General features: G+C 54.6%; 12 protein-coding genes. 7 read left to right on the plus strand and 5 right to left on the minus strand.

Annotation, left to right across the window (positions count from 1 at the left end; all coding sequences use genetic code 11):
• Positions 1-11: 11 nt before the first annotated feature.
• From CCY01nite_RS19450 to CCY01nite_RS19470, 5 genes are all read right to left on the minus strand, one after another.
• On the minus strand, positions 12-1,406 hold the full coding sequence (locus CCY01nite_RS19450) for a TolB-like translocation protein (protein WP_186831155.1): 1,395 nt from the start codon (positions 1,404-1,406) through the stop codon (positions 12-14).
• Complete coding sequence (locus tag CCY01nite_RS19455) at positions 1,406-3,223, minus strand: RagB/SusD family nutrient uptake outer membrane protein (RefSeq protein WP_146865313.1); 1,818 nt, start codon at positions 3,221-3,223, stop codon at positions 1,406-1,408. The genes CCY01nite_RS19450 and CCY01nite_RS19455 overlap by 1 nt, the downstream gene beginning before the upstream one ends.
• A gap of 32 nt (positions 3,224-3,255) precedes the next feature.
• The gene (locus tag CCY01nite_RS19460) at positions 3,256-6,531 is read right to left on the minus strand and encodes a TonB-dependent receptor (RefSeq protein WP_186831156.1); all 3,276 of its coding nucleotides are present in this window, start codon (positions 6,529-6,531) and stop codon (positions 3,256-3,258) included.
• Positions 6,532-6,730: 199 nt separating this feature from the next.
• Positions 6,731-7,714: a FecR family protein gene (locus CCY01nite_RS19465; protein WP_146865317.1), complete on the minus strand. Its 984-nt coding sequence runs from the start codon at positions 7,712-7,714 to the stop codon at positions 6,731-6,733.
• Between the two features lie 80 nt (positions 7,715-7,794).
• Positions 7,795-8,352 carry an RNA polymerase sigma-70 factor gene (locus tag CCY01nite_RS19470; protein WP_146865319.1) on the minus strand — a complete coding sequence of 186 codons (558 nt, stop codon included), beginning with the start codon at positions 8,350-8,352 and terminating at the stop codon, positions 7,795-7,797.
• Positions 8,353-8,497: 145 nt separating this feature from the next.
• Between CCY01nite_RS19470 and CCY01nite_RS19475 the strand changes: the two genes are divergently transcribed.
• The 7 genes from CCY01nite_RS19475 (at position 8,498) to CCY01nite_RS19505 (ending at position 21,185) form a co-directional block, all read left to right on the plus strand.
• A complete protein-coding gene (locus tag CCY01nite_RS19475; RefSeq protein WP_146865321.1) occupies positions 8,498-9,514 on the plus strand; it encodes a GntR family transcriptional regulator in 1,017 nt (338 codons plus the stop codon).
• 10 nt (positions 9,515-9,524) lie between these two features.
• Positions 9,525-11,126 carry a solute:sodium symporter family transporter gene (locus CCY01nite_RS19480; RefSeq protein ID WP_146865323.1) on the plus strand — a complete coding sequence of 534 codons (1,602 nt, stop codon included), beginning with the start codon at positions 9,525-9,527 and terminating at the stop codon, positions 11,124-11,126.
• Positions 11,127-11,156: 30 nt separating this feature from the next.
• Positions 11,157-13,166, plus strand: coding sequence for an alpha-galactosidase (locus CCY01nite_RS19485; protein WP_146865325.1), 2,010 nt, complete (start codon positions 11,157-11,159; stop codon positions 13,164-13,166).
• A gap of 374 nt (positions 13,167-13,540) precedes the next feature.
• Positions 13,541-16,741, plus strand: a complete 3,201-nt coding sequence (locus tag CCY01nite_RS19490) for a SusC/RagA family TonB-linked outer membrane protein (RefSeq protein ID WP_246129984.1) — start codon at positions 13,541-13,543, stop codon at positions 16,739-16,741.
• Between the two features lie 17 nt (positions 16,742-16,758).
• Positions 16,759-18,672, plus strand: coding sequence for a RagB/SusD family nutrient uptake outer membrane protein (locus tag CCY01nite_RS19495; protein WP_146865329.1), 1,914 nt, complete (start codon positions 16,759-16,761; stop codon positions 18,670-18,672).
• Positions 18,673-18,690: 18 nt separating this feature from the next.
• Positions 18,691-19,938 (plus strand): DUF5000 domain-containing lipoprotein, encoded by a 1,248-nt coding sequence (locus CCY01nite_RS19500; protein ID WP_186831157.1) that lies wholly within the window; start codon positions 18,691-18,693, stop codon positions 19,936-19,938.
• A 17-nt stretch (positions 19,939-19,955) separates the two neighbouring features.
• A complete protein-coding gene (locus CCY01nite_RS19505; RefSeq protein WP_146865333.1) occupies positions 19,956-21,185 on the plus strand; it encodes a DUF4998 domain-containing protein in 1,230 nt (409 codons plus the stop codon).
• The last annotated feature ends 35 nt before the right edge of the window (positions 21,186-21,220 follow it).

Genomic DNA, 21,220 nt, shown 5'->3' on the forward strand with positions numbered 1-21,220 from the left:
TTTTTTCAGCTTTATGAGATCACCTGTTTCAGATCTGCGATATACACCTGTCTTCTCCCTTCGGGAGCGCCGTTGAAGGCAATGCTTTTGCCATCAGGGCTCCATACCGGGTGTGGGTCCAGCTTGTATCCGCTGCCGCCCTGTGCGCGGTTTTCCTTGGTGTATTGCGCGCCTTTTCCACCTACGTCGTTAGCGATGGTGCAAAGGATTTGTTCTTCATCATGGCGGAGATCGATCAGCCGGATGGGTATTCCGCCATCGGTGCTTACCACGTAGGTTTGCTTTGGATAAGCGTCCGCCAGCAGGTACCGGCCGGTATTGTCGATGCTCGGATGCCCGCTGCCCATGTGCTTTTCGCTCAGGATGGAAAAATCCGTTCCATCATATTTGAACTGGCAGAACCGCATGTCCTTATATCCCAGCCAGGTGGGCACGCAGTTCATCACCACATGCTCGCCGTCCGGGTGCCAGTTCGGATGATTGCCGGAGCCGCCCGGCGCTTTCTGGTTCCACTTTTCCATGCTAAGGCATTGCTGCAATCCTGTGCCGTCCGCGTTCAGGCTGAACAGGCAGGCGTTGCGGCCTTTGTTGTCCACCTGCGCACGGAGCACCTGCAAAATGCGGGTGTTCTGGCGGTTGAACTGGGAGTGGAAAAGATACAGTACAGCGTTGCTGTAAAACGGATAGTCGTTTTCCGAACGGGCGATAAAATCCGAAAAGGACACGAACAGAAATTCGCGGTTGGCGTCCAGGTCTGTTTTCCAGAGCCCTTCCCGCTGCATATCTGCCTTCGTAAACGGCGCCGGCCGGCCGGAAGGCGGATCGGGCACGGAGTAGCCGTACTGCGTCATGTTCATGTTCATCAGCTGCGGGCTGATAACGGAACGGTTGTCAGGCGCGAGGTCATATTTGGCGCCGGCATATACGGTGGCGGTATGATCGCGGATATCTATCCGAACGCATACCACCTTCCCTTCAATGATATCATTCGTATATAGGTACCTGTTGCTGTCATACCGCCATTGTATATTGGCGCCCAGCTGGAATCCCCACGCTTTGGTGCGGTATACGGTGCGGATGCTTTGCCGCTCCAGATCTATCACGCAAACCTCCGCGGTATCGCCCCAGGCTGCTTTCGCTTTCTGGGCGGGCAGCCGGGTTACGGCGAAATAGCGGCCATCGTGGCTCCACGGGCATTTGTTATAGAACGTGTGCAGGTAGAAGCCGTCGTCCGGCGTGATGCATTGTACCGGCGCCGCTGTTTTTCCCGGCCGGTAGGCGCGGAACTTATAGCGCCTTTCAGCATACAGCGGCAACTCCACATGAAACACGCCGGGCAATACGGCCCCGCCGAGCAAGCCGGCGGAAGTCCGGATAAAGGCCCTTCTTCCAATATGCTCCTTCATCATTTATAGCCGTCGTTCTGTGAAATGGTGGGTGAAGAAAGATCGATCTCTCCCTGCGGGATGGGGCGCAGCAGGTGATGGTCTTCCAGTTCGCCGCGCAGGTTCGTCCACGGGTTCATCGCCTTGGTACGTTCGATGAGCTTTCCGGTGCGTTTGAGATCGTACCAGCGCATGTTCTCGCCCATCAGTTCCCGGGCGCGTTCGTCCAGTATCATGTCTATGCTGATGGTTGCCGCGGTGGCGCGGTAGTGCACGGAATCAAGGGAGTTGACATTCCCGGGAATGCTGGCGCGATGTGGCTCGGCGCCTGCATTCGCACCCAGCGCGCGGTCCAGTACCTTGTTGTAATATACGTCCGCGCCACCCAGCGTACCGCCGGAAGCGCCTTTCACGATCGCTTCCGCCGCAATGAGATAGGCTTCCGCTGATCTGAACAATATCTGGTCCAGCGTACCGAAAGCATCGCCGTATTCAATATTGGGCTGCCAGAACTTCCACATCATCGGATGGATGTAAGGATCGTTGAAAGCGGTGGTGCAAACTTCGCCGTATTCCGGCACATTGTACACGGCGTAGGGTTTTGTGCCGCCTACGTCTATGCCTTTTTCAGACAACGGAGCGGGATCGTTCCAGGGGCGGAAGAGGATCACGGTATCGCCTTTTTTGATATCGATGCTGACGGTGTTGTTGTTCTTGATGGGCCGGAAATCATGCTGGTCTTTCAGCGCGTATTGCGCCGCCACGAAGTTCCAGCTGTAACGGGAATCCAGGCGGGGATCGAACATCCGGTAAGCGGCAGGCGTTACTACCTGCTTTTCCTGGTGCCGGTTGTAGTCGCTGGTCCTGCCGATGTTACCGGGCACCGTTTCCACCTGTCCACCGAAAATGGAATGTGCGTTATTGCCGATGGTGGCGGAAACAGGATTTTCGTTGGTGAGCACATTTTCGCTGTATTGCACGGCGAAGACGATCTCTGGATTTTTATCATTCTGTGTGGGACTGCCTTGCAGCAGCGGGTTTTTGGAATGCTGCGGGAACAGGTCGCTGTACCTGGCGGCCAGCGGATAGGCAGCGATCACCTGGTCTGCATACTGCAACGCGCTTTGAAAATCGGCGTTGCTGCCGCCGAGCGACTGGCGGAAGTTCCACCCACGGGTGAGGTGCACGCGGGCCAGCAGGAACTGTGCGGCGCCTTTGGTGGCGCGGCCATAGTCCGTTGCAATGGGCGGCAATGCGCTTTCCGCTTCTTCCAGATCGCTGATGATCTGTGCGTAGATGGTGGCGGAGGCTACTCTTTCCGCTTTTTTGGAGGCGGTGACGGTTTCCGTCAGCGGCATGGGTACGTCGCCCCATTGCTGCACGAGGTGGAAGTAAGCCATTGCGCGGAGGAATTTAGCTTCCGCCAGGCGCACCTCCAGCTCGCCTTCATCCATACCGGTAACATCGGGCGCGCGGGTCACCGCGGTATTGCAGCGGCCGATCTCCTGGTACAGCAGGTCCCACAATGTCTGCAGCGAGAGCAGGGTGGAGTTCATCGTAGCGTCGTAGCCGTTCTCCGCATTCTGTACCGAGGCTGTGCCGTCCCAGCGGGTGCTGGTGAAAAGGTCCGTGCCCTGCAATACCAGGTCGCGCTCCTGCGTGATCGTTCTCCATAAAGGGTAGCACGATCTGATGAGGTCGTTATATCCGTTTGCGGTGGTATAGTAGGTATCCGAGGTGGTGGTGGAAATGGATATCTCGTTGAGATAATCCTTACAACCTGTATTTGCCAGCATCATACCGGCCAACACGATCAATGTTTTATTATACAGTTTCATCTGTTAGTATTTTTTTTTGTTCAACAGGAAGATCAGAACGAAGCATTTACGCCAAAGGTGAAATTGACGGAAGGCAGATCATCCTTGTAGGTGCTGGAATTATACTCCGGATCGAAGCTGATGAAATTTGTAAATACAAATGGATTCATGATTTGTCCGTATACCCGGAGGCTGCCTATTTTCAGCCGTTTCAGCGTGGCGGGAGGCACAACGTACCCGAGGGTGATATCGGTCACCCGCCAGTAAGACGCATCCTGGTAGAAGATGGCGGCGCGGTAGGGACCGGGATTGTTGAGCGCATAATAATCGTTGGTGGGATTATCCGCAGTCCAGTAGTTCAGCGCGAGCGCATTGTAGCGGCCTTTGCCGATCTCACCCATGGTGCCGGAGATCATGGCGTTCCTGAACTGTGCGCCCTGGCGGGTGTAGACCATAAACGAGAGGTCCCAGTTCCGGTAGTTGAACGTGTTAAGGATGCCCGCCATCCATTTCGGCTGCTGCGATCCGAGTATCACGCGGTCTTCATCCGCCGTGATCTTGCCGTCGTTATTCTGATCTATCACGCGCACCGTGCCAGCTTTCTGCTTGTATTTGAGCGCTTCTGTGGAATCGGCCGTTTGCCAGATGCCGGCAAATTTGTAGTCGTAATTCGCCATGAGCGGCTGGCCTACGAAGAGGTTGTTGCCAACATCCGCGGTGGAATTGCCGCCGTAGAGTTCGAGTATTTCGTTCCTGTTGGTGGAGAAGTTGATCGTTGTTCTCCATTTAAAATCTTTTGATTGCAGGTTGACCGTATTTAACGTTACTTCCACGCCTTTGTTCTGCACTTTACCGATGTTCGTGATCACATTGCCGAAGCCGGTGGAGGTGGGCAGCTGTTGCTCTACGATGAGGTCGAGCGTATTTCTTTTATACACATCGATGTCCGCCGCTATTCTTCCGTTCAGGAAAGCGACGTTCAGACCGAGATCTACTTCGCGGCTTTTTTCCCAGCCCAGTTCGCGGTTGGCGATGGAAGCGGGCGCGAAGCCGAAGGCGGCGCTGCCGTCGAAATCATAGCCGGTATTGGCAAGAGTGGCCTTGGTACCGTAGGGCGGCACTACGTTGTTGCCCACGAGGCCGTAGCTGATGCGCAGCTTCATGTCCGAGAAAACGCCGAGGTTGCGGATGAAGGGCTCGTCTACCAGCCTCCATGCAAAGGCCGCGGATGGGAAGAAGCCCCATTTATGTCCGTCCGCCAGCTGCGAAGCGCCATCCCAGCGGCCGGTGAGGGTGAGCAGGTATTTGTCTTTGAAACCGTAATTCAACCGGCCCATATAGGAGAGGAGCGCCCGTTCCATCAGATCACTGCCGATGCTCACGATGGTACCGGCGGAGCCGAGATTATGCCATTTGGATTCGTACGGAAGATCTTTAACGGATATCTTGTACTGCTCGTCCCTTCTCTTGTACGCGCTCTGCAGCGCGGTAAAGTGGATGCTGTGGCTGGCGAGGTTCAGCTTGTAGGTGAGCAGGTTGTCCAGCGTATAGGAAGTTTGTGTTTGCGTTTCGTGCGAAGCGGTAGGCTTGGCGGTGCCGAGATTCGTTTTGGTAAAGGTGCCGCGGTAATCCCCGATGCCGGTGCCGTACACGAAAGTGGAAAGTGAAGAGCGGATGGAAAGGCCCTTCATCGGCGTGAGTTCCACGAAGCCCCGGGCGTTGAAGCGGGACAGCTTCGTTTCCAGTATCTGGTTGCCGTCGTAGGCTTCCACCAGCGGGTTGATCACCTGGTGGTCGTTGATCCCCATCCATAGTGCGTATCCTTTAAATTCCACATCATTGCTTTCCGAAACGTTCAGCACTTCGTCGTAATACGGTACGCCGGTAGGCCGCGCGCGGAAAGCGGAGCGGATCGTTTCCATGGAGCCGGTGTTCTGCACGCTGTAGGCGAAGTTCGTATTGAAGCCCGCCCTCAGCACTTTGTTCAGCTGCGTGCTGATGTTGCCGTTGAGCGTGTACCGTTTGTAGTTGATGCCGCGGGTCAGGCCGTCCTGGTTGAGGTAGCCCGCGGAAAAATAGTAGTTGACCTTTTCGGTGCCACCGGATGCGGCCAGTACATGATTGGTCTGCATGGCGGCGGAGCGCGTGATCAGGTCTATCCAGTCGGTGGATTTTCCGTCCGCTATCATGGCTTCTTCCGTGGAGGTGAGGGTGGCGTTGGGATTGGCGGCGGCCCATTGCTGTGCGTTCTGCATGTTGGGCAGGTGCGCGGCTTTGCGCATGCCGACGTAAGCGTCGTAGGTAATGCGGATCGTTCCGGCCACGCCTTGTTTGGTGGTAACGATGATCACGCCGTTGGCGCCGCGTGAACCGTAGATGGCGGTGGCGGATGCGTCTTTCAGCACGTCGATGGAGGCGATGTCGCTGGGGTTCAGCGTATTCAGGTCACCGCCCATGTTGCCGTCTATCACTACCAGCGGCGCGTTGTCGTAGTTGATGGAGCCAAGCCCGCGGATATCTATCTGGAAGTCCGCTCCCGGCAGGCTGCTGGTTTTGGCGATGTTGATACCGGCGGCCTGTCCCTGCAATGCCTGCAGGGGGCTGACGGGATTGCCGCGTTCGATGGTCTTTGAACTGATGGTGCTGATGGAGCCGGTGAGGTCTTTCCGTTTCTGGGTGCCGTAACCCACTACCACTACGTCGTTGAGTGACTGGGTGTTGGGCTCTATCACCACGTCGAGCGTTGTTTTGCCGGCCAGCGGCACTTCGAGGCGGTTGTAGCCGATGTAGGTGAATATGAGGGTGTCGTTAGCATTGGATACTTCGAGGGAGTAGCGTCCGCCGGCATCCGTTACCGTACCTTTCCTGCCTGCTTTCGATTGCACAGTGACGCCTACGAGCTTGTTGCCGCCGGGGTCGGACACAATGCCGGTGACCACCAGGCGCGGCGCCACCACGGAAATATGATCTTCCAAAGCAGGTACGGGCGCTCTCACCGGACCGTTCAGTTCATCGTAGCTCAGCGCGATGCAATCGTTCACCACGCGGTAGCGGATGTTCTTCGGGAGCAGGAGCCTGTCAAGCACTGCTTTCAGCATTTCTCCCTGTGCGTTCACTGAAACTTTCTGGTTGGCATCAATGATACTGTTGCTGTATATGAACTTGACATCTGCCGATTTCTCCAGTTTTTTCAGCACCTTTTCCAGGCTGATGCTGCGGACCGAAAGGTCTACCTGGCGATCCAGGATGGTTTGACCGTCTGCCGTACCCGCATAAGACATGCTGGTAAAGGTGAACGCTATCAATAGCTGGCTGAAGGTAATTCTCATGATTTTGCACCAGTTGACGCGATTTTGCAAATTAATTTTCATAACTTGGATTGTTTCATTTTGTTAAAAACTGAGACAAAGCAATCCCCTTCACTTGCTACGTGTTAGTTCAAGGTGGTTGCCTGTAACGGTCTGGAAGTGTTGGCCCACTTTCAGACCGCTTTTTTTTTCTGGTTGTTCGTTACGTAATCACGGTACTTTATTTTTTGGAGAATATAATTTTGTCGCCTTGCAATTCATAAGTGATATTCAGGGATGTTTGCATCATCTCCAGAATATCCGGAAGATTCTGGTTGGTGAAATCCGCATTGAGCGAATAACCCGCGGTTGATTCATCTTTAAGGGATATCTGCACGCCGAACTGGCTGTTCAGCGCTTTGATCACTTCGCTGACCGGTGTATTGGTGAATGAAAGCCCGGCTTTCTGCCAGATGAGCATGGCGCTTGCCGCGGAGGAATCCACGGCCAGTTGCTGATCTCCCGGCTGGTAGGTGATATGCTGGTCCGGCAGCACTATTTTTTCAGAGCGTTTATTGCCTTCGATGGCTACGGATACCTTGCCGGTGGCAACGGCTACTTCTGTGGCGGACTGGTTGAACGACCGGATGCGGAAGCTGGTGCCGAGCACTTTGGTTATGATGCCGTTACTGTGAATGATAAAGGGGCGGCGGGCGTCTTCCCTGACCTGGAAGAACGCTTCTCCCGTTAGTCTTACCTGCCGGCTGTCGCCGCTGAACTGCTGCGAATATTCCAGCCGGCTGTCCGGGCTGAGCCACACCACGCTGCTGTCCGGCAGCAACTGCTTGTGCATGCCGGTGGTGGTGTTGGACACGGCGATCTCTCCCCTGATACCGCTTCCCGGCGCCTGCGTTTCGTTTTGCAGCAGCGCGCGCATACCGAATACCAGTGCGAATATGGCGGCCGCGCCGGAGAGCGTATAGGCCAGGCGCCGGATCACGGTCCTGCGTTTCGTGCTGCGCTGTTCCGCTTCCGAGATGTTCATCCTGATCCTGTTCCTCATCCGGTCTTTTAGCGCCTGCTGGCTGGAAGGGGGCAGTATCTCGTCCAGGCTTTCTCCCGTGCCCATGGCGTCGTACCAGTTGTACAGCGCCTGTTCTTCTTCGGGTGTACAGGCCTGGCGAAGGTATTTTTCTATAAGTCTGTGCGGTATCTCGCTTTTCATTGTCGGATGAGGGTATTTGTAAGTATGTCCGTTGAAAAGGCGGTACCCCCTAACCGGGGAGGAAATTTTTTTTGGGAGCGTCAAAACAGGAACAGGAATATTTCTTTCAGGCTGAGGCGGAGGTATTTCAGCGCCCGGGTGAGGTGATTTTCCACGGTCTTTTCGGAGATGCCCAGCTCTTCGGCGATCTCCCGGTTGGTTTTGTGCTCGCGGCGGCTCAGCTCGAATACGGACCGGCATTTTTCCGGCAGGCGGGTAATGGCCTCGGAAAGGCGGCTGTTGAGGTCGTTCAGGAACACGGCCTCTTCTGTGGTGTTGAGATGGTCTACCGGCAATGCTTTGAGGGAGTCGGTATGTTTCTTCCGGATCACTTCTTTCTGGATATAATGGAAGAGGTGATAGCGTACCGCCGTAAAGGCATAGGCTTCAAAGGAGCTGCTGATCTTCAGGTTTTCCCGCCGGAGCCACAGGCTGGTAAAGAAATCCTGCACGATCCCTTCGGACCATTCGGCAGACCTGGTCCTGCTATAGATGGCATGGTACAGTTTTTTCCAGTAACGGTTGTAGAGTTCCTCAAATGCAGCCTCATCGCCCTGCCGCATCCATACCAGAAGTTCTTCGTTCGAAAGTTCATACATACGTGGCTTGTTTTGGCGATGGAACAAAAATATTCATTTGCAAATAAAAAATACAAATAATAAATCTGATAAATAGTGGAAGTTGAATATATTTACATGTAGGATAGAATAGTACAGTTTGTAAGCTGTCATTTAATTATTTGTTATGCAGGATATTTATGAGCAGATCCGGGAGCTGGAGCATATACAGGGGCTCTCCAAACATGAGCAGCTGGTGCAGGGGATCATCAATGCGATCAATGACAAGCTGATCCAGCGGGGAGACATGCTGCCGTCGGTGAATAACCTGATCAAAGAGCTGGGCTTTGCGCGGGAAACCATTGCAAAGGGCTATAAAGAGCTGGTCAGCCGCGGGATCGTGGAATCGAAGAACCGGATCGGGTTTTATGTGGCGAGGGAGAATACGGAAAATAACCTGCGGATCGCGTTGGTGATTTTTGCATTCGACAGCTTCCAGGAAGTTTTTTTCAAGACCTTCCGGGATAGCCTGGGCACGCCTGCGTACATCGACATTTACTTTCATCACAATAACATCGATGTGCTGGAAAGCACCATCGCCAGCGTAAGAGGCCGGTACGGCATGTACGTGGTGGCGCCCATCCCGCACAAACGTACGGCGGGGATATTGTCCACATTGCCGATGAACAAATTCCTGATGATAGACCGTTACCAGGCGCTGGACGAGGACTTCTCCTATGTTGTGCAGGAGTTCGGGAAATCTTCCTATGCCGCTTTTTCAAAGCTGGCCCCGGCCATACGTAAATTCCGCGGAATGATCCATTACCACCGGCCGGCATCCGACACGCCGATCGAGATCATCGAAGCATACAAAAAGTTCGTGAAGGATTTCAAGATCAAAAGCGTGATCCGCACGGAGTATATTCCCGGTTCCATCGAAAAGGGATATGTTTATTTTACCATCAACAATGCGGAGCTTTGGCAGATGTTGAAAGACGCGAAAGCAAAGGGTTTCCGGCTTGGGAAAGATGTAGGTGTGCTGTCGCATAACGATGAAGTGGTAAAAGAGATCATTTTCGATGGCATCACTACCTATTCCACAGACTTCGCCAAAATGGCCGAGAAGGCCGCGGAGTTCGTATTGAAACGCGAGAAGATACAGGAGGTCATCCCAACCGTTCTCCTGCGCCGCGGATCTTTATGATTGCTATGTTATGAATTTTGCTATACTTCTGAGCTTCCTTTTTGTTACGGTAGTAGCGGCGGCTGTTTCCATCTATGCCACCCGCAGGCAGCAACAGCAGACGCCTGTAGGCTTCTATCTTGGCAACCGCAGCCTGGGATTCTGGATGATCGGCAGTTCCATGTTCCTGACGAACATGAGCGCCAACCAGTTCATCGGCGAGAACGAGTTCGTGTACACCACCAACATGTCCGTCATGGCCTGGGGCATGAGCTCCATACTGGCCATGTTGATCGTGGCGGAATTTTTAATGCCGATGTATCTGCGGATCGGTGCGGTCACTACACCCGATTTTCTCGCGAAAAGATTCGATGCGCAAACGCAGCGGATCGTTTCGGTCATTTTTTTGCTCGGATATTTCATCAACCTGATCCCTTCCGTGCTGTATGGCTGTGCGGTAGCCATCAACGGCATTTTTCATATCGATCAATGGCTGGGGATCTCTTATTTTTCCTCGATCCGGCTGATCGTGCTGATCGTAGGGCTGGTGGGCTGCCTGTACAATATTCTCGGTGGTCTTCGTGCGATCACGATCACCGATGTGGTACAGGGCATGGGCATGCTGATCGGCGGCAGCCTGATCGTGTGGTACGGGTTCCGCTATCTTGGCGACGGCAGCATCTGGCGCGGCGTGGAAACCCTTACGCTTTTTCACCGCGAGCACCTGGATGCGATCGGCGGGCGGGAAGACGTGCTGCCGTTTGGCACCATCTTCACCGGCATGCTGCTGATCAACATCTACTACTGGGGCATGGAACAGTATATCGTGCAGGAAGCGCTGGCTTCCCGGAACCTGAAAGAAAGCCAGAAAGGCATTGCGCTGGCCTGTGTGGGCAAGCTGTTTGCGCCGCTGCTGCTGAATGTTCCCGGCCTGATCGCCGTGCATTTGTATCCCAGCCTGGAAAACAGTGCTACCGCCTTTCCGCGCCTGGTGAGCGACATCCTGCCGCCGGTGTTCATCGGCCTCGTGGCCGCGGTGGTTTTCGGCGGCGCGCTCAGCACCTTCAACGCGGGGCTGAACAGCACCGGCACCCTGTTCACCATGAACCTGTACAAACCCTGGCTGGAACGCAAGGGCCAGCCGGCGGATGAACGTAAATTGCTGCGCAGCGGAAAAATGCTGCAGGTAGGCGTTACGATCGCAGCCATATTTTTCTCGCCCTATATCATGTATTTCGACGGCGGCTTTTATAACTATCTCCAGAAGGTGAGCAGCTTCTTCAGCGTGCCGGTGTTTACGATCATGGTAGTGGGGCTGCTGACGAAGAAAGTGCCGCCTATCGCGGCGAAGATCGGCATCGTATTTTTTGTAACGGTATATACGGCCACGCAATTTCTTTTCGACACGGGACTGCATTACCTGCATGTGCTGGCGCTGCTGTTCTTTGCGGTTACCGGCATCATGCTGCTGGTCGGCCGTGTCAAACCGATGGAAGCGGCGTTCGTGCTGCCACGGCGGGCTGCAGTAAGCATCATTCCGTGGAAGACCCGCTATGTGTATTATGTGTTGTTGCTGCTGATGATGGTAGGCATGTTTATTCTTTTTTCTCCCCTGGGAATTGCGGGAGCGTAATATTATTTCATCTTTTTGAAGAGATCTCTTATGTCAAACAGGAAACTGATCGCAACGGCATTATCGTTTTTCTTTTTATGCGCCGCATCCGCCAGCGCGCAGCAGCCGGAGCTGGTGATCCCGCTCGGGAATAAAAGCAGGATCGTGTATGATCTGGAACGGGGGCAGTATGACGTTATCTGGAATGGAAAGATATTGATAAAGGACGCTTACACATTGTACCAGGCGGAGAAAGCAGGTGACAGCCGGAAAGCGGGGAAGGCCGGTTACTCCGTAAGCAAAGTGCAAACGAATATCGGCAGGGCGAAGCTGTACACGATCCGTTTTGCCGGCGACAACTCATTGCAGCAACAGTTTTATGTACTTCCTGGCAACAACGGTTTTATAACCCGGCTGCGGTTGCAGGATGCTGGCGCCGCGGGCATGATGGCGCCGGTGGCGACGGACAGCGTGTTGTGGAACCGGCCGGGAGACAACAGGGCTTTGTATGTGCCTTTCGATAATGACATGTGGGCAAGATACAACGCCATGCCTTTGGCGGCCGCATCTTTTAAAGGAAGCGAGGTGAGTGTGATATATAATGTGGAGGATAACCGGGGTGTTGTGATGGGATCGCTGGAGCAGGACGACTGGAAGACGGGCATTCTGCTGAAAGGGGATAACACGGGCGGATCGGCGGGCGTAACGGTATTGTCGGGTTTTTCGGACAGCGCGGTCACGCATGATGTGATGCCGCATGGAAAAGTGTTGCCGGTGAATGGAATAGTATATTCACCGATGGTGATGGTCGGTTTTTATGATGACTGGCGCGATGGCATGGAAACATTCGCGAAGTATAACAGCCGGTTGCATCCCCGTTCTGTGGCGGACTGGAAAGGCCCGACCCCAATGGGATGGAACAGCTGGGGCGTGCTGCGGGAGAAGATCCGCTTTGATCAGGCGATGAAAGTGGTGGACTTTTTTGCAGACAGCCTGCAGGGATTCAGAATGGCGGACAACACATTGTTCATCGACCTGGATGCATTCTGGGATAACATGACGCCCGGTGGCATCGATGGCGATGTAAGCAAGCTGGCTGCTTTCGTGAAACATTGCAAAGAAAAGGGATTGCGCCCCGGCATCTACTGGACGCCCTTTGCCGACTGGGGAAAATCCGACCGCAAAGTAGAAGGGTCCACCGGCTATTCCTACAAGGAAACATGGACGACCCAGCGGGGCCGCATGCTGGATATTGATGGCGGCCGCGCGATGGACCCCACGCATCCGGCCACGCAGCAAAGGATCGTGCATACGATCAACCGGATGAAAGACCTTGGCTTCGAAATGATCAAAATAGATTTCCTCGGGCACGGCGCGCAGGAATCAGACCGTTTCTTTGATCCCGCCGTTACCACCGGCATGCAGGCATTTAAAAGGGGCATGCAATTTCTGGACAGTGTGCTGGACAACAAGATGCTGGTCTATGCCGCCATTTCGCCCAATATCGCTACCGCCCGTTATGTGCATGTGCGCCGTATTGCCTGCGATGCGTTCAGCAGTCTTGATCACACGGCCTATACTTTGAACAGCACCGGGTACGGCTGGTGGCAGTCGTACCTGTACGATTATGTTGATGCCGATCACATCGTATTCGCGGAAGAAGCAGACGGAGTGAACAGGGCTCGGCTGGCAGCTGCGCTGGTAACCGGTTCGATCCTTACCGGGGATGATTTTTCCAGTACGGGCAAATGGAGCGGCACTGCCCGCAGGCTTTTGCAGCACCGCGACCTGCTGGCGCTGGCGGCACATGGAAAGAGTTTCCGGCCGCTGCGGGGAGATACCGGCGACAGGGGAGTGGAGCAGTTTTACCGGCGCGATGGCAACAAGGTGTACGTTGCGTTGTTCAATTATGGTAATGCAACGCAGACGGTCAGGATTCCTGATGAATTGATACGGGGCCGGAAGAAAATAAAGGAACTCTTTTCCGGGAAAATGTTTTCGGGAGAGGAACTGCAGGTGCCTCCGGCGGATGTGAGGATTTTTGAGATCACGCGCAACTAGTACACAGCAGCATGCTCCAGCGGACGTGAAGGTTTATTGAGATCACGCGCAACCAAACAAGATATTTTGAAAACACCGGGCGCTTCCTGCCCGGTGTTTTTTTATGCCGGTACTTCCAATTTTATTTTGGCGGATTGAATTATTGTAATAACTTAGCCTTGTAGTATAGTATAGTACAGAATAGATGATAGACGCTTCTGTTCCGGTTTTTATACATGAACACGTTATGTCAGCACGTTATGCCACGTTTTTATCAACCTTTTTTATCAACCGTTATGTATCATATGCAGTTAGCATGATGCCATGCTAATCAACATTACAATCGCTTGAATATGAATATCAGACCTTCTTGCTTAAAAGGCCGGCGGCGACGTTTGTGCTGTCGCTTTCCTGCAATCCTGTTTTTCGTTTCCCTGCTTACCTTTTCACTGCATTCTTCCGCGCAAAACGGCAGCAAGCTCACCGGTCATGTGCTGGACAGCGCCACGCGCCTTCCGATCGACCGTGCATCGGTGGTTATCAAAGGTACCCGGCAGGGAACGAGCACCGACAAAACAGGCGCATTTTCCCTGGACGTTTCCGGCAGCCAGGCGCATCTTGAATTTACCTGTATCGGCTACAAGCCCACAGAGCTGGTAGTGGAGAAAGGAAAGCCGGCCACTGTTTATCTCGCCATGGCGGTGGATACTTTCGGCGCGGTGGTAGTAACGGCATTTGGCCGCCGCGAGCGGCGTGAGGCGGTAGTGGGATCTGTGACCTCCATACAACCCGGAGAGCTGAAGATCCCCGCCAGCAACCTTACCAACGCCCTGGCCGGGAAAGTGGCCGGCGTTATTGCCTTTCAACGCGGCGGGCAGCCGGGGCTGGACAATTCGTCCTTTTTCATCCGCGGCGTTACCACGCTCGGTTACAGCAACAGCCCGCTGATCCTGGTGGACAACATCGAGCTGACGGCCAGTGACCTGGCACGTTTGCAGGTGGATGACATCGCCAGCTTTTCCATCCTGAAAGATGCCAGCGCCGCCGCATTGTATGGCGCCCGTGGCGCGAACGGTGTGATACTCGTCACCACCAAAGAAGGCAAGGCCGGTAAAGCGAAGGTGGAGCTGCGCGTGGAAACCGCGATCTCCGCGCCCACGAAAAGCATCAAGCTGGCCGATCCGGTCACTTACATGCGTACCTACAACGAAGCGCTGACCACCCGCAACCCGCTGGCGACGCCCTTCTACAGTCCCAACAAGATCATCGGCACGCAAAGAACGCTGAACGGAGAAGGCGGCATCACACCGTACATCTATCCGGCGGTGGACTGGATCAAGGAAATTTTCAAGGAACGCACGAACACCTCGCGCGCGAACTTCAGCGTGAGCGGTGGTAACGACCTGGCAAAATATTATGTGGCCGGTTCCTATTCGAGAGATAACGGCATCCTGCAGGTGAATCCTGTCAATAATTTTAATTCCGGCATGCGTTTCGAAAACTACCAATTGAGAGCCAACACCAGCATCAAAGCCACATCCACCACGGAAGTAGGCGTTCGCCTCTGGGGTAACTTCAACGAATACACGGGGCCGATCAGCAACCAGGGCGGCGGGTTTGCCACCGACCTGTACTCACAGGCGCTACATTCCAATCCCGTTGCTTTCCAGGCTTATTACCTGCCGGACAGCGCCAACCGGAATACGAAACACATTCTTTTCGGCAACGCGATCAACCAGACCGGCAACCTCCAGACGAACCCCTACGCATCGCTGATGTACGGGTACAAGACCTTTTCCGAATCGCGGATGTCCGCGCAGTTCGAGCTGAACCAGAACCTGAAATTCATCACGCCGGGCCTGACCTTCTTCGGCTTGTTCAGTACCAACCGTTATTCCTATTTTGATGTAAGCCGTAATTATCTTCCCTTTTATTACGACGTACAGAGCTATGACGAGCAGGCCGGCGAATACAAACTTCGCTGGCTGAACTCGCAGCCCGGCGCCGCCAGGGAATACCTCGGTTACCAGGAAGGTCCCAAGTACCTGAACACTTACCTGTATATGCTGGGAAGGATGGATTACAGCCGCACCTTCGGAAAGCACAGTGCGGGCGCATCCATCATCGGCACGCGGCAGCAGACGTTGAGCGGGAATGCCGGCAACCTGCAGGCATCGCTGCCCAACCGCAACCTCGGTCTTTCCGGCAGGGCCAGCTATTCTTTTGACGACCGGTATTTTGCCGAATTCAATTTCGGCTATAACGGCTCGGAGAAATTCGCGCCCGCGCACCGCTTCGGGTTCTTTCCCACTATCGGCGCGGGATGGGTAGTGTCTAACGAGGAGTTCTGGGGAGAAGGCATCAAAAGCGTGATCTCAAGGCTGAAGCTGCGCGGCAGTTACGGCCTGGTGGGCAACGATGCGATCGGCGATCCTAATACCCAGCGCTTCTTCTACCTGTCCAACGTAGCACCCAACGCCGGCGCCGGCGCTTCGTTCGGCACCAACAACTCGGTGTCCATGAACGGCACGGTGATATATGCTTATCCCAATCCGGACGTTACCTGGGAAACCTCCCGTAAAGCAAACCTTGCCGCCGAGATCACCCTGTTCAACGACCTGAACATCGTAGCGGAAGTATACCGCGAAAACAGGTACAACATTCTCGTGCAGCGTGGGTACATTCCCGTTACCGTGGGCATCGAAAACTCCGCCATCAGCAACCTCCGTTCCAACCTCGGCAAGGCTTATTCCGAAGGGTTTGACCTGAACGTGAACTACCGCAAGGATTTCAATTCCGGCCTGTGGGCTTCGGTGCTGGGCAACCTTACCATCACGCGCAACAAAGCGGTGCACCTGGAAGAGCCCGAGTATCCCAACCCCTGGAGCTTCCGCACCGGCAGAATGATCAACCAGCCCTTCGGGTACATTGCGGAAAGGCTTTTCGTGGACGACAAGGAAGCGCGCAATTCGCCCAGCCAGGTATTCGGCGATTACCTGCCCATGGGCGGCGATATCAAGTACCGCGACATCAACCAGGATGGTGTGATCGACCAGGACGATATGGTGCCCATCGGCCTGCCTTCCACACCGCAGGTCATCTATGGCTTCGGTTTTTCCGTGGGCTATAAGAACCTCGACCTGAGCGCATTCTTCCAGGGCTCCGCCCGGTCATCTTTCTTTATCGATCCTACCGCGCGTACGGATTTCAACCAGGGCATCTTCGGCACGGCGCCTTTCGCCAACAACGCGCAGATATTACAGGCGTATGCGGACGATCACTGGTCAGAAGAAAACCAGGACCTGTATGCGCTCTGGCCCCGCCTATCCACGTATGAAATTCCCAACAACCAGCAAACCAGCACCTGGTGGCTGCGCGACGGGAGCTTTATACGCCTTAAATCCGTGGAAGCAGGTTATACGCTGCCCAAAAAATGGGGCCGGCCGATTCACATGAACAGCATGCGCATCTACTTCAGCGGGCTGAACCTGCTCACCTTCAGCAAATTCAAGCTGTGGGACCCGGAGCTGGCTGGCAACGGTTTTGCCTACCCGATACAGAAAGTATATAACCTGGGTTTGAAATTCGAATTCTAGCCGATAAAAAGATAGATATGAAAGTCTTTGTAAAAATATTCGTAACTGGTTGTTTGCTGGCGGCTTCACCGGGGTGCAAGCAATACCTCGATGTTACGCCGGACAACGTTGCCACGCTGAACAGCGCCTTCAGCAACGCCAATGAAACGCAGGCTTACCTGTTTGGCTGTTACGCCAACCTGCAGGCGCTGGCGGATGTGAGAAGGAACGCGGGTTTCACCGCTTCCGGGGAAATTCTGTTCCCCATCAATATGCAGGACCAGACCACGCTTGGCGGTCAGGGTGGAGACGGTGGTTTCAACCTGATGCGCGGATTGCAGAACAGCCTCAATCCCCTGCATAACTACTGGGACGGCTACAACCTCGGCCTCCGGCTGTGGGAATCCATCCGCATGTGCAATATCTTCCTGGAAAACATTCACCTGCCGCTGGACGTGCAGCCGTATGAAAGAACGCGCTGGGCAGCCGAAGCGAAGTTCCTGAAAGCCTATTACCATTACTGGCTGTTGCGCATGTACGGCCCTATTCCCATCGCGGACAAAGCCATTCCCATTAATGCGCCCGCCGAAGAAGTGCGCCAGCAGCAGCAATCGCTGGATTCCTGCTTCAGCTATGTGATCAGAACGCTGGATGAAGCGATCCCCGGTCTGCCGCCCGCGATCCAGAATGCGGCCGCCGAAGCCGGGCGTATCACCGCCACCATAGCGCTGGCCGTAAAAGCGGAAGTGCTCGCCACGCAGGCAAGCCCGCTCTTCAATGGCAATCCCGATTATGTTTCGTTCAAGGACAAGCAGGGGCGAAGCCTGTTCCCCGCCGAAGCGGACCCGGAAAAATGGCGCCTGGCCGCGGAAGCCTGCAAGCTCGCGATCGACGCGGCCGTAGCTGCCGGGGCGAAGCCTTACGAACTGCGGGTGCAGGGCAACATCGTCAGCATGTCCGACCAGACCCGCCAGCTGCTCACGCTGCAAGGCGCTTTCACAGACGGCTGGAATCCCGAACAGGTATGGACCCTCAACCCGCACTACGGATGGCAATACATGTCCATGCCGAGAGTAACCGCGGATGCCGCCTCCAACGTTTTCGCCGTGTATTCCAATTTCTCCGTGCCGGTTTCCGAATCGGAGATCTTCTACACGAAGAACGGCGTGCCCATCACGGAAGACAAAACATGGGATTACGCGAACCGCTATCAGCTGCAGACCGGCGATGAAGCGCACCGTTACTATATCAAACAGGACTACACCACCGTAAAAGGCAACTTCAACCGCGAGCCGCGCTACTATTCCAGCGTGTCTTTCGACGGCGCCACCTGGTTCGGATCAGGCAACACCGACGACAACAATCCGAACTACGTGAACGCGGTGGACGGTTACGCTTCCCCGCCCGACCGCATGCGTTACAATGCCACGGGCTACTGGCCCAAGAAGCTGGTGCATTACCAGTCCGTGCCCGGCCAGAATACCGTATGGCACACGTATCCGTGGACGTTCATCCGCCTTTCCGGCCTCTGGCTGCTCTACGCGGAATGCCTGAACGAAGCGGACGGCCCCACCGCGGAGGTATATTCCTGGATCGACAAGGTGCGGGAAAAAGCAGGGCTGCCCGGTGTGCTGGCCTCCTGGTCGCAATACTCCCGCAATCCTTCCAAACCCACCACTAAAGAAGGACTGCGGCAGATCATCCACCAGGAAAGAAGAATTGAACTCGCCTTTGAAGGACAGGCCGGATGGGACCTCCGCCGCTGGAAAGAACTGCAGGCCGTATTGTCGTCCCCCTTCCAGGGATGGAGCGTATTCAACCGCACCGTGGCGGGATATTACCAGCTTAGCACCGTGTATCAGCCGCTGTTTGGATTGAGGGATTACCTGTTCCCCATCCAGGAATACGACCTGATCACCAATCCCAATCTCGTGCAAACTCCTTATTGGTAATCTTATCAAAACATGACTATGTCAAATCAATATAAAAAGCTCCTGTGGTGCGCGTTAGCGGTAACGACGCTTGGCTGCAGCAAGGTGAATGAGTATAAGGACATCGTGTCGTCCGACAAAACGAAGCCCGATCCTGTCACCAACGTCCAGGTAAAGAACGAGGCCGGTGCGGCCATCATCACCTATAACCTGCCGCGGTCAGAGAACATCCTGTATGTGCAGGCGGAATATATGATCAACGGTCAGACGAGCCGGCAGACTAAGTCCTCCTACTATTCCGATACCATCCATGTCGGCGGCTTTGAGAAGAGCCAGGATTATACGGTCACGCTGCACACCGTCAGCCGGGCGAATGTACAGTCCGACCCCGTGGAAGTTACCGTGCATCCGGACACGCCGCCTTACCTGCAGGCTTTCCCTACCATTGAAACGAAAGCCGATTTCGGCGGGATCAACATCAATGTACTGAATGAGCTGAAAGCCAACCTGGGCATCATTACCATCACCACCGATCCGGTCACCAGACAGCACGAGATCGTCAACCAGCATTATACCAACGGAGATACGATCACCTACAGCGTGCGCGGTTACGATACCATCCCGCGGGAGTTCGGCATTTACATCACCGACCAGTGGGGGAATATATCAGACACGCTGCTGACAACGGTAACGCCGATCTATGAAGAGCAAATGGACAAATCAAAGTTCAACGGCTATATATTGGGTACGGACGTGGAAACCGGCTTTGGATGGGAGATACAGAACCTCTGGAACGGCAACACCGGCTCGCCGGGTTATCATACCGAACAGCCCATTCAGCCGCTGGTGTGGCCGGCGGTGATCACCTTCGATATGGGGCAGGCAGCGAAGCTGAGCCGTTACACGATCTGGAACCGCGGCATAGACGGCAGCGGCAACTGGCTCTGGCAGGCCGGCGCGCCGCAGACCTGGACGCTCTGGGGCCGCGAATCAGATCCGGTGGATGAAACATTGCCCAGTGGCCCGGGTGCGCCCGGCGTAGGCGAAACATCCGCCAACGGATGGATCAACCTCGGCACTTTCACGCTCCCGGCAAAACCTTCCGGCCTGCCCAATCCGCAATACACGAATGCCGACCTGGATTTCTGGAACGCCGGCTTCAGCTTCAATTTTTCGCTGGAGCTGCCGAAGGTGCGGTACATCCGCTTCCAGTGCCTGGAAAACGCATCGCTGACCAACAACTTTTTCAATATTGCCGAACTGACATTCTGGGGCGATCCCAGGTAATTCATAAAAGCGTTTTTATGTTGAAACATCATTCATCCCTTTTCCTGATCACCGGCCTGTGCTGCCTGATAGCAGCCTGCTCGCAGCAACCCGATGATTTCAGGGAGTTTCTGGAAGACAGGGAGCTGACATATCCGGGCGCCATCACGCAGACCTTCACGCAGCCCGGCAATCTCCGCCTCGGCATCGGCTGGTCGCCCAGTCCCGATCCATCCGTGACGAAGTACAAAGTTTACTGGAACAATTACCGGGATTCCGTGGAAGTGCCTGCTTCCACGCACAGCCCCTCCGATACGATATCCACCATCATCACCGGCTTGCAGGAGTATACCTATTCCTTTTTCGTGTATTCGTTCGACGAAAAAGGCAACCGCTCCATTCCTGTTGAAATACAGAACGCACGAGTGTACGGCAACACCTATCAGAACAGCCTGATGAACCGGCCTATCAATCTTACGGAACCTTACAAGCTGCTGAATGATGACGGCAATGAGATCATGCTGAACTTCCTGCCTGCCGATTCAACGAACACAATTACTTATATTCGTTACACGAGCATCACCGATGAGCAGAAAGAAGTTGCATTGCCGCCGGACCAGCAGGCCATTACGCTGAACGATTATAAGTACGGCACCAAAGTAGCGTACCATTCGTACTACACGCCGGGGCGCCTGGCGCTGGATACCTTTCCCGTAACGCTGGTGGATACTTTCCCGCCGATAGCGTTCGGCATTGTGAAATGCGACAAGTCACTTTTCCGCGAGATCAGCCTGCCTTACGACGTGGGCCCGCTGGAAGGGCAGACCAGTGTTGCCCGGCTGTGGGACGGCTCCACAAGCCCGCAGGGCTATCCAAACATCTTTCACTCCAATGGGGACAACCCGCTGCCGCATCATTTTACATTTGATATGGGCAAAGCGTATGACAGCCTCCGAACGATGGAAGTGATCGGCCGCGATTGCTGTCATAACCCGGTGGAATACGAAGTATGGGGGATTGCCGATGTCTCCAACGCCGCCACCACCGTGCCGGGCAATGATCCGGGATGGAAAGATGATGCGATTGCCAAAGGCTGGATTCTCCTGAAAGAAGTGAACCGCACAGACGATGGCAAAGGTCCCTATACGCTTGACTTCTCCACCGAAACACCGCAGGTCCGCTACATCCGGATCAGGGTGAAAAGGGTGGCCAGCAACGAAAGCGCTTACAGCAACCTGACGGAGCTGACGATCGGATATAAAAAATAGCTGCCTGATAAATGATGCACGTGCGGCATCTGATT

Origin of the sequence: Chitinophaga cymbidii (assembly GCF_007992715.1) — a bacterium.
Classification (GTDB): domain Bacteria; phylum Bacteroidota; class Bacteroidia; order Chitinophagales; family Chitinophagaceae; genus Chitinophaga; species Chitinophaga cymbidii.